Annotated in this window: 13 protein-coding genes; 1 reads left to right on the plus strand and 12 read right to left on the minus strand. The window is 69.4% G+C overall.

The features are described from left to right. The 10 genes from CRT60_RS17125 to CRT60_RS17170 all read right to left on the minus strand — a co-directional run. A partial coding sequence (locus CRT60_RS17125) for a flagellin (RefSeq protein ID WP_425290409.1) occupies nt 1–890 on the minus strand: 890 nt, incomplete at its 3' end. Between the two features lie 200 nt (nt 891–1,090). Next, nucleotides 1,091–2,149 (minus strand): 3-oxoacyl-ACP synthase III family protein, encoded by a 1,059-nt coding sequence (locus tag CRT60_RS17130; RefSeq protein WP_098737717.1) that lies wholly within the window; start codon nt 2,147–2,149, stop codon nt 1,091–1,093. Nucleotides 2,150–2,188: 39 nt separating this feature from the next. After that, a complete protein-coding gene (locus CRT60_RS17135) occupies nt 2,189–2,965 on the minus strand; it encodes an SDR family NAD(P)-dependent oxidoreductase (protein ID WP_098737718.1) in 777 nt (258 codons plus the stop codon). Further along, the gene (locus CRT60_RS17140) at nt 2,962–4,140 is read right to left on the minus strand and encodes an AMP-binding protein (protein WP_098737719.1); all 1,179 of its coding nucleotides are present in this window, start codon (nt 4,138–4,140) and stop codon (nt 2,962–2,964) included. Before CRT60_RS17140 ends, CRT60_RS17135 begins: the two co-directional genes overlap by 4 nt. After that, a complete protein-coding gene (locus CRT60_RS17145; protein ID WP_085083545.1) occupies nt 4,137–4,385 on the minus strand; it encodes an acyl carrier protein in 249 nt (82 codons plus the stop codon). Before CRT60_RS17145 ends, CRT60_RS17140 begins: the two co-directional genes overlap by 4 nt. A gap of 7 nt (nt 4,386–4,392) precedes the next feature. Next, a complete protein-coding gene (locus CRT60_RS17150) occupies nt 4,393–5,148 on the minus strand; it encodes an alpha/beta fold hydrolase (RefSeq protein ID WP_244592552.1) in 756 nt (251 codons plus the stop codon). 135 nt (nt 5,149–5,283) lie between these two features. Continuing rightward, on the minus strand, nt 5,284–5,517 hold the full coding sequence (locus CRT60_RS17155) for an acyl carrier protein (RefSeq protein WP_098737721.1): 234 nt from the start codon (nt 5,515–5,517) through the stop codon (nt 5,284–5,286). Between the two features lie 31 nt (nt 5,518–5,548). Next, complete coding sequence (locus CRT60_RS17160) at nt 5,549–6,313, minus strand: cytidylyltransferase domain-containing protein (RefSeq protein ID WP_098737722.1); 765 nt, start codon at nt 6,311–6,313, stop codon at nt 5,549–5,551. Further along, entirely contained in the window at nt 6,306–7,361 is a 1,056-nt protein-coding gene (pseI, locus tag CRT60_RS17165) for a pseudaminic acid synthase (RefSeq protein WP_098737723.1), read from the minus strand. Before pseI ends, CRT60_RS17160 begins: the two co-directional genes overlap by 8 nt. Before the next feature lie 117 nt (nt 7,362–7,478). Beyond that, on the minus strand, nt 7,479–9,077 hold the full coding sequence (locus CRT60_RS17170; RefSeq protein ID WP_098737724.1) for a glycosyltransferase: 1,599 nt from the start codon (nt 9,075–9,077) through the stop codon (nt 7,479–7,481). A 180-nt stretch (nt 9,078–9,257) separates the two neighbouring features. Between CRT60_RS17170 and CRT60_RS17175 the strand changes: the two genes are divergently transcribed. Then, entirely contained in the window at nt 9,258–9,476 is a 219-nt protein-coding gene (locus tag CRT60_RS17175; protein ID WP_098737725.1) for a hypothetical protein, read from the plus strand. Here the strand turns inward: CRT60_RS17175 and CRT60_RS17180 are convergent. Together CRT60_RS17180 and CRT60_RS17185 are read right to left on the minus strand one after the other, a co-directional pair. After that, nucleotides 9,473–10,768 (minus strand): pentapeptide repeat-containing protein, encoded by a 1,296-nt coding sequence (locus CRT60_RS17180; protein WP_098737726.1) that lies wholly within the window; start codon nt 10,766–10,768, stop codon nt 9,473–9,475. The genes CRT60_RS17175 and CRT60_RS17180 overlap by 4 nt on opposite strands. Before the next feature lie 62 nt (nt 10,769–10,830). Further along, entirely contained in the window at nt 10,831–13,128 is a 2,298-nt protein-coding gene (locus CRT60_RS17185) for a hybrid sensor histidine kinase/response regulator (protein ID WP_244592553.1), read from the minus strand. Between the last annotated feature and the right edge of the window lie 265 nt (nt 13,129–13,393).

A 13,393-nucleotide genomic window follows, 5' to 3' on the forward strand; every position in this document is an offset into this window, starting at 1 on the left:
AAGGACTGGCCTTCCACCGTGATGGTGAAGATGTCGCCTTCTTCGATCGTCCCGCCGACATTCACCGTCGACACCTGGGCCGAACCGGTCTTCGCGGCCGTCTTCAGGGCGGTCGAGGTCGTCTGGGTGTTGTCGAAATAGGAGATCGTGCGGCTCTCGGTGCCGTCCGACACGATGAAGTCGCGGGAACGGCCGTTGGCGCCGCGCACCTCGATCTGGACGTTGGAGAAGCTGCCCGTCGTGCCGGACATCGTGCCCGACAGCTTCAGGCCGGTCAGCCCGTGTGCGCTCTCCGCAGTGGAAATGTCGGACGTCTTGCCTTCGATCGAGCCGTCGCCCTTGACGCGGATCGAGTAGGTGTCGGCCGACTGCACGTTGGTGACGCGGGCGTTGTCGACGCCGGTCATGCTGTTGACGGCGGCACGGGACGCGCTGGTGCTGTCCATGGCCATGCCGTTGCCGGCAATCAGGTTCTTGCCGCTGTATCCGCTGTCGGCGGCGAGCTTGTCGATCTGGCCGCGCAGCGTGTTGAACTGGGAGGCAAGCGACTTGCGGGTGGCGATGGAGGCGGCATCGTTGCCGAGCGCCGCATAGGCGGCGGTGGTCAGGCCCTTGGCCTGGTCGACCATGGAGTCGATCGAGGTCAGGCCCTTGTCGGCGGCCTGGATGGTGCTGATCGACTGGCCCATCGCGTCCTTCAGCGACGTCAGGTCGCCGGCGCGCTGGTTCAGACCCTTGGCCGAGAAGAAGGCGGTCGGGCCGTCGAGGGCGGTGTTGACCTTGTTGCCCGTCGACAGGATGTTCTGTTTCTTGTTGATCTGCTCCTGCGTGCTTTGCAGCTGCAGGAGGTTGGTCCGCATGGAAGAGGACAGGGTAACGTTGCCGGCCATGGTAGCCACTCCTTTGGAGGATCAATGTCCGGAAGCGCACTGCTTTCGAGGCGCTTGAACCGGAAGGGGACTAATTCCCCCGCCAAAGTGGTAGGCAAAAAGCGGGCCAGTTCAAATTTGCCGGGTTTCCTTGGTAATCCGTACCGGTGGGCAGCAAATGGGTCGGCAAAATTTGCCTACCCATCGGCAAATTCTGCCGGTCAGGCGGCAGGGCTTGCCGGTGCGGCAGATTCTGCCGGGTATTTCCTGCCGGGCAGGACAACCGTTTCGCACACCGCCAGCGGCCCGGCGACGAGCGCAGCACTGCCCCAGGACCAGCCGACGCCGAAGCCGGACAGCAGAAGCCGGCGAGGGCCGGCGGTCAGGCTGTCGGCCAGCGAAGCGGCAAGCGCCAGCGGAATGGAGGCGGAACTGGTGTTGCCGACCTCGCGCAGGGCAACGACGGTGCGGTCGGCCGCAACGCCAAGCTTCTGGCCCAGATGGCGGATCATCTGCGCGTTGGCCTGATGCAGGACGAGGTGGTCGACCATGTCCGTGGTCCAGCCGGCGCCGTCGAGCGCGGCACGCACGCTTCCCGGCACTTCGCGCAGGGTGAAGGCGAAGACCTGGGTCCCGTCCATGGACAGGCGTGCCGGCCGGTCCGGATGGCGCATCGCCCCGCCGTCGGCCGCCAGATAGGGGGCGCCGGCCCCATCGCTGCCCAGGTCGAAGGCGATCGGGTCCGCCCTGCCGTCAAGCTCCAGCGCCACCGCGGCGGCACCATCGCCGAACAGCGGGGCGACCGCCCGGTCCTCCGGGTCGATCAGCCGCGAGGTGGTGTCGCCGACCAGCAGCAGCGCCCGCCGCCCGGCCGGCTTCAGCATCCCACCGGCGACCCACAGCCCATAGACGAAGCCGGAGCAGCCATGGGTGATGTCGAGCACCGCCGCGCCCTTGCGCAGCCCGAGCCGCCGGTGCAGCAGAGACGCGGTGCCGGGCAGCGTCTGGTCGTGGGTCTGGGTCACCAGAACCAGCAGGTCGATGCTGTCGGGCTCCCACCCCAATCCGCCGAGCAGGCGGCGGGCGGCCGCCTCGGCAAGGTCGCTGGTGCATTGGCCGGGAGCGACGATCCGCCGCTCCTCGATCCCGGTGGCGGCGGCGACCTTGCGGGCCGCCTCCTCACCGAAGCGGCGGGCGAGATCCGCAACGGTCTCCCGCCCGTCCGGCACGCAGCCGACGATGCCGCGCACGCACACCCCGTCGATCCGGCTGGCGACCATCTCCGCCTCCCCCGTTTTCCTGCAGCGTCACACGCGGCCTCAGCAGGTGATGCCGCCGTCCACTGTAAGGGTCTGACCCGTGATGAAGCCACCGCCGTCGCTCAGCAGGAAACGGACCAGCGGCACCACGTCCGCCGCGGTGCCCAGCCGGCCCAGCGGGGTTCGGCGCACGATCTGGTCGCGCTGCCCGTCGGACAGGCTGCCCGACATCTCGGTGTCGAGATAGCCCGGCGCCACCGAATTGACGGTGATCGCCCGCCGCCCGACCTCCCGGGCCAGTGCCCGGGTCAGCCCGTCCATCCCGGCCTTCGACGCCGAATAGGCGGCCAGACCGACATAACCGCGCTGTCCGATGATGGAGGAGATGTTGACGATGCGCCCACCCTGCGCGCCCGCCCCGCGAGCCACCAGCTTGGCGCGCAGGAAGGCGCGGGCGGCCTGGAGCGCCCCGGTGAGGTTGATCTGGATCACCGCCTCGGCATCGACCTCCGGAAAGGTCGCCAGCACGCCTTCGCGGGCGATGCCGGCATTGTTGACCAGACCCCACAGCGGCGAATTGCCGCCCCAGGCGACAGCGGCGTCGAAGAAGGCGCGGACCTCCGCCCCATCGCCGATCCGGCAGGGGTGCCAGAACAGGTCGGGGCCGGACAGCCGCTCCAGCGCGTCCGACGGGGCGCGGCTGCAGGTGGAGACCCGGCAGCCGTCGGCCAGCAACGCCTCCACCAACGCAAGGCCAAGGCCGCGGCTGCCACCGGTGACGATGACGTGCCGTTTGGCCTGGTGGCCGTCGTCCACGGTCGGATGGGCTGCGGTCATTGTGGTCCCTTTCGGCTCTTCTTGCCCGCAGCGCTCAGCGGGATATGGTCGGCGAAGGTCAGGGCGCGCGGGCGTGCGGCGGGGGGCAGATCGGCGGCGGCGGCGCGCAGACCGGCGCGCAACGTTGCCTCGTCCGCGCCCGGCGCCGCCACGACGGTGGCGGTCAGCAGATGGCCGGTGATCGGACTCGGCACGGCCATGACCATGGCATCGGCCACCCCGTCGACCGCCAGCAGGCGGCGTTCCACCGCTTCGGCGGAGACCTTCACACCACCGACATTGACCAGCCCGTCGAGACGGCCGGCGAACAGCACCCGGTCTCCCTGGCGCTCCACCAGATCGCCGGTGGACAGCCAGCCCTCGCCGTCGGCCGCTCCGGGGGCGGCGCGCGGGCTGCGCACCTCCAGCACGCCGTCGACGATGCGGAGCGCCAGCCCGTCAGGCGCGTCGTCCAGCCAAGCGGCGGGAAAGCCGGCGCGGCCATCGGCGACGGCGAACAACGAACCGGCCTCGGTCGAGGCGTAGATATGGCGCAGCCGGGCATGGGGGAACCGCGCCGCCAGCCGGTCGAGAAGCGGTTGGTCGGCGGCCTCGCCCCCCAGCGTCACCGCGGCCAGCGGCAGTTCCGCATCGCCGAGCGCCATCAGGAAGGCGCGCCAGAAGCTGGGCGTGCCGCTGACATGGGTCACGGCATGACGGCGCGCCGCCTGCGCCAGGGCGGCAACCGTGCCGCCACCGCCACCGGGCACCGCGACCAGCAGAGCCCCGGCGGCGGCGGCGGTCAGCATCACCTGAAGGCCGGCGAAGGCACCGGGATCGTAGGTCAGCAGCCAGCGCGCCCCGTCCTCCGCAGCGCCGCGCAGCCGGCCGCGCAGCCGGGCGAAGTCATGGCGCAGGCGCTTGGGCGCGCCGGTGGTGCCGGAACTCTCCAGCGTGACGGTGAAGCCCTGCCCCGGTTGCCAGCCCTCCGGATCCGCTGCGCCACGGGCCAGCAGAAGGCCCTGCCCCGCCGCTTCCGCCGCCGCCAGAGCGGCCAGCACGCGCGACGGCCGGTCGGCCTGCAAGATGCCGCCCGCCGGAACCGGCAGTGCCGCGAGATCCGCCCAGACGAAGACGTCCTCCCCTTCTATCAGGCGGAAGGCGGGATGGAGCCAGTCGGAGCGGCGGCCGGTCATGCCGGGACGGTGTAGAGCGCCGCCAGCTCGCCGACGGTGGTGAACTGGCGGAAGCCCTCGCGGAAGGGATCCTGGCCGGTCCGCTGTTCCAGCACCACCAGCAGCGTCGCGAGGTCGAGGGAATCGATGGGCAGGTCGCCGTCGAGGAAACGGCTGTCCGCCGTCAGGGGAGGCAGCACCTCCCCTTTGTCAGCGGCGATGCGGCCGAGTTCCTCGGCGATCAGGGCGAAGATGCTGTCGGTCATGGTCTTTTCAACTCAACGGATCGGACGGCCGGGCCTGACCGTCGTCGCAGCCGTCCAGAAAGCTGCGGATAGCGGCGGTTACCGGGCTGGCGGCCTCGATATGCGGCAGATGGCCGGCCTTGTCGAACACCCGGTAGGGTGCGGCCGGCGGCAGCCAGTCGGCCGGCGGCATCGGGATGATGCGGTCTTCGCGGCCCCACAGCACCTGGATCGGCATCGGATAGGCGCTCCAGTCCACCGGCGGTCCACCGGCGGCATGGGCAGCGAAGGATTCCGCGACGATGCGCTCGAATCCGGCACGGCGGACCGGGTCGGCGCCCTGCGCGTGCAGCACCTCGCCGAAGCGGGGAATCAGCGGCGAGGGGCCGGCGAACAGCCGTTCGGCGCAGGCGCGTCCTTCCGCCACATCGGCGGGCGCCATGGCCCGCCGCAGGAACTCCAGATCGAAAGCCGTGCCCAGCCCGGCACTGGACAGCAGGGTCAGGCTCGCCACCCGGTCGGGCGCCACCCTCGCCAGTTCGCGCGCGACATAGCCGCCCATCGAATGGCCGACCACATGCACGCGCGGCAATTCCAGCCCGTCGAGGAATTCGAGCAGCCACGGCGCGAAGTCGGAAACCAGGCCGCTGCCGACATCGGGTGTCGATCCGCCATGGCCCGGCAGGTCGACGGCGATGGCACGCCGCCGGGCCGACAGGGCCGAGAGGTTGAACTGCCAGGTCAGGCGGTCGCCGGCAAAGCCATGCAGAAGCAGCACGGGCACGCCGCCGCTGCCCACCGAAAGATAAGCGGCAGGGCCGCCGGCAACGGTGGCGACACCGGCGCGCAGACGGCTTCCTTCCGAAATGAGACCGGCCGAAACGGGGCCGGCCGAAACAGGGCGGGAAACGGGCACCGCTCAGGCCGCGACCGGCGCACCCGCCAGGGCCAGCAGGTCGCCGACCGTCTTGGCCTTGGCCAGCTTCTCGCCCTCGACCACGACGCCGGTCTTCTCGTCCACCAGCGCGATGAAGCTGATGACCGCCAGCGAATCCCAGGCCTCCAGCGATTCCAGGGCCTCGTCGCCGGTCAGCGTGCCGGGATCCAGTTCGAGCATCTCGTCAAGAGCGAGAAGGAATTCGTTGCGATCCATCAGTTTTCTCCTTGGTCGAACCGGCACCGGGTCAGTGCAGCGACTTTTGCCGGACCGAGCGGTTGATGTCCACCCAATCGGGGTGGTCACGAAGAGTTTTGCAACAATCCTGCCAGCCGAAGACAGGGTTGGCCGGCAGGAGCGCCTCCAGCAGGCGGCGCACCAGCTCGTAATCGGCGGGTTCGTCCACGCACCAGCGCTGACCTTCCAGCTCGGGTTCCAGCGGCCGGTCGGGCACCAGCGCCGTCCCCAGCCGGAAACGGTCGGGGCGGCGGTAGAGGTAGGGGGTGACGTGTTCCCGCTCCGCCGGGTCGGTGGCGTTCGTCGCCGCCTCGTCCAGCAGACGGCGCGGAAAGATCTCGGCGTCAAGGCCGCGCGGATAGCGTGTGCTGTCGATCGACAGATAGTCCAGCGGTTGGCCGTCCTGAAAGGCGGCGATCAGGCGGCCGACCAGCGCCGGATCGATCAGTGGACAGTCGGCGGTGACGCGCACCGCCAGATCCGCACCGGACAGCGCGGCCGCGCCGGCGAAGCGGCCCAGCACATCCTGCTCGTCGCCGCGGAAGACGGCGATGCCAAGCCCCTGCGCACACTCCACCACCGGGTCGTCTGTGGCATTCACCGTCGTCGCCAGCACCACCGCATCCAGGCCGGGCGTGCGGGACAGCCGCTCCAGATGATGGGCCAGCAGCGGACGGCCGGCGGCCGGCATCAGCACCTTGCCCGGCAGCCGGGTCGAGGTCATGCGCGCCTGCGAGATGGCGACGATCCTCTGCCTGCCCGGGGGCTTAGCCATGCGGTCCCTCCGCTGGAGGCGCCAGCATGTCCCAGCCCAGCGGTTCGCCCCGGCGAAGGCGGCGGACGGCGCGGCGGCCCAGCACCTCCGGCAGATGCCTGGGCGCCATCCCGAAGCCGGGGCGGATGGAGCGGACATTGGCGGCGGTCAGCGGCTCCCCCGCCTCCACGTCGGCAACGACATAGAGGGAACGGCGATAGTCGCGGCCGCCGGCCTCGCTGGGCTTCACCCCGTAATCGACGCGGCCCATGGCGGCGGTCGCCGTGCGCACGGCGTCGGCCATCGCCCTGAACTCGGCCGGCTCCAGAGAAAAGGCGCTGTCGACACCGCCGTCGGCGCGCGACAGGGTGAAATGCTTCTCGATCACCGTCGCCCCCATCACCGCGGCGGCGACCGGCACGGCGATGCCCTGGCTGTGGTCGGACAGGCCGGCGGTGACGCCGCCGAAAGCCTCGGCCAAGTGAGCGATCGTCCGGAGGTTGCAGTCCTCCGGCGGGGTGGGATAACCGCTGACGCAGTGCAGCAGGGCGAGCGGGACATCGCCCGCGGCGGCCACCGCCTCCTCGATCTCGCCCAGCGTGGCAAGTCCGGTGGAGATGATCAGCGGCTTGCCGGACCGTGCGGCGCGGCGGATCAGGGGAAGGTCGATCACCTCGAAGGAGGCGATCTTGAAGGCCGGGGCGTCAAGTTCCTCCAGCAGTTCGATGGCGGTCTCGTCGAAGGGAGAGCTGAAGATGGTCAGCCCGAGCGACCGCGCCCGCTCGAACAGGGGGGCATGCCAGTCCCACGGAGTGTGCGCCTCGCGGTAGAGGTCATGCAGGGTGCGTCCGTTCCAAAGCCCCCCCTCCAGCCGGAAGCCGGGACCGTCATGGGCGATGGTGATGGTGTCGGCGGTGTAGGTCTGCAGCTTGACCGCGTCGGCCCCCGCCTCCTTCGCCGCGTCCACCAGCGCCAGGGCACGGCCGAGGTCGCCATTGTGGTTTCCCGACATCTCCGCGATCAGGTAGGGCGGATGACCCTGCCCGATCGGGCGCCCGGCGATGGACATCGGCGGTCGGCTGGGGAGACGGCCGTTGGCATGGCCTGGAGCGGCATTCGACACGGGCAGGTTTTCCAATCGGATTGGTCTGATGGACCCAGTCTTTCACGAAATCATGAAGGAAGGTTAATTTCCGGCGGCCGGCCCGCCGCGCAGCAGGGTTCGTGCCTCCTCGCCATAGGCGAGCAGCCGTTCGACGCAGCGGGTGCGGTCGCCGATCTCGACGAAGCGCGCCTTGGCCGCGAGCCTGGCCTCGGCGAGGGCCTCGGCATCGGTGGCGAGCGCCACGGCACGCGCCAGATAGGCATCGCGGTCGGACACGCAGAACGCCGGGCCGGCATTGCTGGCGACATCGCCCGAGCCATAGCTGATCACCGGCACCCCCTCCGCCAGGGCATAGGAGGCGCCGCCGCCGCCGCCCTGGCGCGGCGGATTGAGGAAGACGTGGCAGCGGGCATAGAAAGCGCGGATGTCGGGGACATGGCCGAGGCAGCGCATGCGGTTCCGATTGCGCAAGCAGGCAAGGCGGCCCGGCAGTTCCTTCACTTCCCCGGCGAAGACCAGTGCGCTGTCCGGGCAGCGCTCCAGAATCTCGTCGAACAGTTCCAGAGTTTCCGCCCCCACCTCCAGGTCCAGGCGGGTGCCGACCACCGCGAAGAGGAATGTGTCGTCGGGGAATCCGGTTTCGACGCGCCTGCCGTCGGACGGCGGCGGCGTGAAACCGAAGGTGAAGGGGCGGAAACGGCGGGCGAACGGTGCCCGGTAGAGAGCCGGGATGGAGCGGGTGTGGTCGTTCTCCTCGTACCCCAGCACGATGTGGGCGAGCGAGACGGTGATGCTGGAGGTGGTTGGGATGGCGACCACCGGCCGGGCATCGGCCTCCGCGAACAGGTCGGCGACGATGTTGGACCCGCCGAAGGCGACAATCAGATCCGGATCGTAGCCGTCGATGGCCTCCACGATGACGCGCAGCTTGTCCTGGCTGAAGGCCGGCTCGGTGAAGGAGGCGACCTTCACCTGCCGGCCGAACATCTTCAATGCGTAGACGCCTTCCAGATCGGCCGTGACCTCCGCCACCATCGGCGGGATGAAGACATTCTCGACCCTGGCGGGCATGCCGTTGACGTTGATGATGGCGACCTCCAGCCCGAAATCGTCCTGCATGCGGGCGGCGAAGTCGAAACAGTCGCGGGTCGGCTGGTGTCCCTGGTTGGTGAACTGGTTGGTCACCACCGCGACCCGGCGGATCGGCCCGTCGCGAAAGGCCGCACGCGCCGGTGTCAGTCCCCAGCGCCGCGCGATCTGCCTGACCATCGCCGTGTAATAGCGGAACAGGTCGCAGGCGACGAAGGTCGCCATCTTCTCGCCGCTGGCGGTTCCCAGGAACAGCTGCCGCGAGATGCACCAATGGGTGTAGTGCAGCGCCGCCGGATCGGCGCTGTCGCCGCCCAGGATCAGGTAATGAAGGATGCGCTCCAGATGATAGAGATCGCCGGTCAGATGGAACAGCACGGAACGCAGCCGGATCGTGTCGTTCACCGGCACGTCGCGCTCAAGCCGTTCGGCAAGCTCCATCCGGTCGTCGAACTCCATGGTCCGGCGGATCCCGTCGCAGAGCGCGGTGAAGCGGTTGAGCTTGCCGGCATCGATTTGCCGGTCGGTGAGAAAGACCGTCAGAGCGGCGGCGGCCGCGGTCACGCGGTCGGATGGAACCGTTCCCGGCATCGTCTTGACCCTTCCACTCCAGGCAGCCTTCCCGTGTGTACCGCCGCCGCCGCAAGCCGTGCAAGCGGGCACTGCCTTCGGCAATCCATGGGCGATGTGTGCAGCGCGGCAGAAGCCGTTGCACAAGGCGGCGGATTGCGACACACTCCGAATAACCTTATTTTTAAAATGGAGACTGAGATGGCTGGCTTCGACTCCACCGCCGGTGCCGCCGGCGTCGTGACCGGGCTGATCGAAAAGGCCGCTGCCGAACTGGACGCGATGTCCGACGCCGCGGGCGAGATCGCGCCGGAGGTCGGCGACCTCACCGGCGTGCTTGTCGAGGCGCAGCGGATCGCCGACCGGGCCGCTTCGGAATTGCGCCGGCTGACCCAGAAGCTGTCGCGGGCGGCCGCTTAAGTCTTCAGCCCGGCGACGCCGTCCAGGATCACCCCCTCGTTCAGGGCGCGGCGTTCCAGCTTGGCGCCGAACAGCTTGGCGCCGGTCAGATCGGTCCTGGCGAGGTCGCAGCCGCGCAGGTTGGCGAAGGACAGGTCGGCATTGCCGAGATTGACCGACCGCAGGCAGGCGCCGCTGAGATCGGCATAACGCAGCTTCGCCCCCGACAGGTCGGCCGGGCGGGACCGCTGCTCGTCGAACACCAGGGGGCGCAGGTTGACGTTGCGCAGGTCGGCATTGTTCAGCTTGGCGTTCCGCAGGCCGATGCCGCGCAGGTCGCCGTCCGTCAGCTTGGCGCCGCGCAGGTCGGCGCGGTCCAGCACCGCGGCCTGCATCTGCACGCCGGAAAGGTCCAGGCCGTAGAGCGTCGCCCCGGCCGCGCGCAGCATGGTCAGGCACATGTGGGCCAGCGACGGCGCATGGCGCAGGTCGAAACCGGACAGGTCGAGCATCGCGCCCTGCGCCCCGCTCGACCCCACCCAGGTCATATGGTCGGCCAGCAGGTCTTCCAGCGATCGCCCCAGCTCCGCCACCACCCGGCCGACCGGCTTGTCGGTCAGCGCCTCTTCCACGTCGGCGTCGGTGAGGTCGGCCATCACCATGGTGGCGCCGGTCAGCACCGCGCCGCGCAGGCAGGCGCCGCGCAGATCGGCGCCGGACAGGTCGGCCCCCTCCAGGTTGGAGCCGGTGAAATTGGCGCCGCGCATGGTTGCCCGCACCAGCTTGCACCCGCGCATCACCGCGTCCGAGAAGTCGGTATGGACCGCCATGATGCCCGACATCCGGGCGTTGGTCAGGTTGGCACCGGACAGGTCGGCACCGTCGGCCTCCGCCGGGCTGGACTCGATCTGCACCATGTGCAGATGGCCGGAGCGGTCCTTCTCGGCCAGGGAGCCGTCGCGCAGATCCGCCTCGAACAGGTTGGCGCCGACCAGGATGGCGCCACGCAGGCAGGCGCCGCGCAGGTCGGACTTGATCAGGCTGGCCCCGTCGAAATTGGTCTGCCGCAGGTCGGCGACGAAGAAGGAGGCACAGTCGAGCCGTGCACCGGACAGGTCGGCGCCGCGCAGGCTGGCACCGACGAAATCGGCATGGGCCAGATCGCGTCCCGATAAATCCAGGCCCGACAGATCGCAGAAGGACAGGTTTGCACGCGCCCCACCGACACGGGCATTGCGGAACATCTCGTGTTTCCGCACCGCCTGATCGAGCTCCGCCTGATCGAGGCGCCTGAGCGTGCGATTCTGCACCATGGTCCCGTGAACTCCCTTTCCCAGGCCCAGTGTGCGGCAGGCCAACTTCAGAAAGGGTTAACTCATGCCGCGGACTCGTTCTCCATGGCCGGTTCCCCGCTGTCGGCCGGACGGTTCCGTTCCGACTGGCCCCGCTCCGACAGGCCCCGTTCCGACAGGATGGAGGCGATGACTCCGCGCAACTCCTCCGGCGAAACCGGCTTGTGCAGAAGCCGGCAGCCGGTGGCGACCGCCTCGCGGATGCGTTCCGGCGCGGTGTCGCCGGTCAGGATCAGGCCAGGCACCGGACGGCCCAGCCGCTCCCCAACCTTCGCCACCATCTGCACGCCGGTCAGCCGGCCCGGCAGGCGGAAATCGCTGACAATGAGGTCGGGAACGGGCGTGTCGGCCATGGAACCGGCCTTGGGGGAGCCGCTCTGGGGGTTGGTCCCGCCGATCAACGCCAGCGCAGTCTCGCCCTCGTCCGCCACGACGACGCGATAGTCCCAGCTCTCCAGCAGCAGGCGCACGGCATCGCGCTGGATCGGGTCATCCTCCACCACCAGGATCAACCGGTCGCCGGCCACCACCGGATCGGCGTCCTGCACCGGCGCCGCGGTCGACACCCGTTCGGTTCCGACCACCGGCACGCTGACCGCGAAGACCGAACCGTGGCCCTGGAGCGACCGGACCTCCACCGCATGGCCCAGAAGCGCCGCCTTGCGACGCACCTTGGCGAGGCCGAGGCCGAGGCCCTGGCGGCGGTCGCGCTCCGGATTGCCGAGCTGGACGAAATCCTCGAAGATGTTGTCGAGCTGTTCGGGCGGGATGCCGGTTCCGGTGTCCCACACCTCAACGCGCAGCCACCGGCCCTGACGGCTGCCCTGATGGCGGCAGCCGATGGTGACGCGGCCCTCGTCGGTGAAGCGGATGGCATTGCGCACCAGATCGCCCAGCATGCGGGTCAGCAGCGTGCGGTCGGTGCGGATCACCATCCGGGTGGGCATCGCGCGCAGCACCAGCCCCTTTTCCGCCGCCATACCGCGGAATTCGGCCAGCAGATCCTCGAACACCGCCGACACCGGCACGTCGGCCAGCTGAGGCCGCACCACGCCGGCATCCAGCGTCGCCACCTCCAGCAGGGCATGCAGAAGCTTCTCGCCGGCGTCCAGAGCCTCGCCCATCTTCTCGGCGATCGCATGGTCGCGGGTGTTGGCGAGGCGTTCCATCAGAATATGATGGAAAAGCCGCAAGGCCTGGAAAGGCTGACGCAAATCATGATTGGCGGCCGACAGGAAACGGCCCTTGGCCTGATTGGCCCGTTCCTTTTCCTCCAGCGCGCGGCTGAGCTTCACGTTGAGGGCGCTGAGCGCTGCAGTGCGCTCCTCCACCCGCTGTTCCAACTGGACATTGGCCTGTTCGAGCTGGGCGTTCGCCTCCGTCAGGGCCTGACGGGCCAGCGCCTCGCGTTGCAGGCTGGCGGCGCCGAGCAGGGAGAGGCCGGCCAATGCGGCGACGCCGGCGACCACCACGATAAGGCCGCGCTCCATCCGGACATACCAGGGATCCAGCACGCTGGTGCGCGGGATCGTCACCGCCGACAGGATCGGCAGGCCGGCCATCCGCTTCAATCCGAGAAGCGAGGGCTTGCCGTTCACCATCCATTTCGCATCGACCCGGATGGTTCCGGCTTCAAGCCGCGGCAGCGGGCCGAGCGACGGGGCGCCCGCGCCGGCGAGGCGGACGCCGTCCGGGCGGTACAGACCGACCGAGCGGGCGCTCGCGTCGAAGGGCTTCAGCACGGGTTCCAGGGCCGCCAGCGGCACGGCCACCAGGACCGCACCGTCGAAAACGCCCGCCGCAGTGTGGATGCGGCGGGCGAGAAGAATGGCCGGCTGCCCCGCCACATGCCCGAAGGCCGGCAGGATCCGACGTTCCTCCTCCGGCGATAAGGGGCGGACCAGAAGCGACAGGCCGTCGCTGGTTTCCGGCTCGGCAAAGGCGACGGTGGGACCGTACAGCGCCGTCCCGTCGGCACTGAGCAGCGTGACGCGGCCGTTGCGCTCCACAGCCATCGCCTCGGGCAAGGTGCGCTGTCCCCAGGAAGCCAGGCCACGCCCATCCATCCGGCCGGCGACCTGTTCCAGCAGGCCGACACTGGCGTCCAGCACACCGCGCGCATGGCTGTCGAACAGGATGGCCGCTTCCCGTGCGTCCTTCTCGGCCCGGTCGAGCGTGTCACGATAGTCGAGCGCGGTGACGGCGGCCCAGGAGGCCGTCCCCAGCAGCGCCAGCAGCGCGCACAGGAAGGCGACCAGCATCCGTGGAGAGGCGGCGAGACGGCCGGGGCATGCTGCCAACGGCAGGGAAGACGGGGGCATCTGTGGCGATGACATCGGCCCGGTCACACGGGCATTGGCTGGACCCGCGGCAGACGATGCCGATGCTCCTTCCAAAGCGGCGGCGACTGGTGGGTGACGGTCATCGGCGGGAAATCCTGGACGGTGGCGGAGCTGGGCGGGTGACAGGAGAGCGGCCGGGTTGCCAGCGATTGGGATATCAATCGAGACAGGCGAAACAGCCAAGAGCAAGCTTCAGCTTTTCCGAATGTTCGAATGACAAATCAACCCGCAGTTCCCCGTTCGG

The sequence above is a fragment of the Azospirillum palustre genome (genome assembly GCF_002573965.1).
In the GTDB taxonomy this organism is placed as follows: domain Bacteria; phylum Pseudomonadota; class Alphaproteobacteria; order Azospirillales; family Azospirillaceae; genus Azospirillum; species Azospirillum palustre.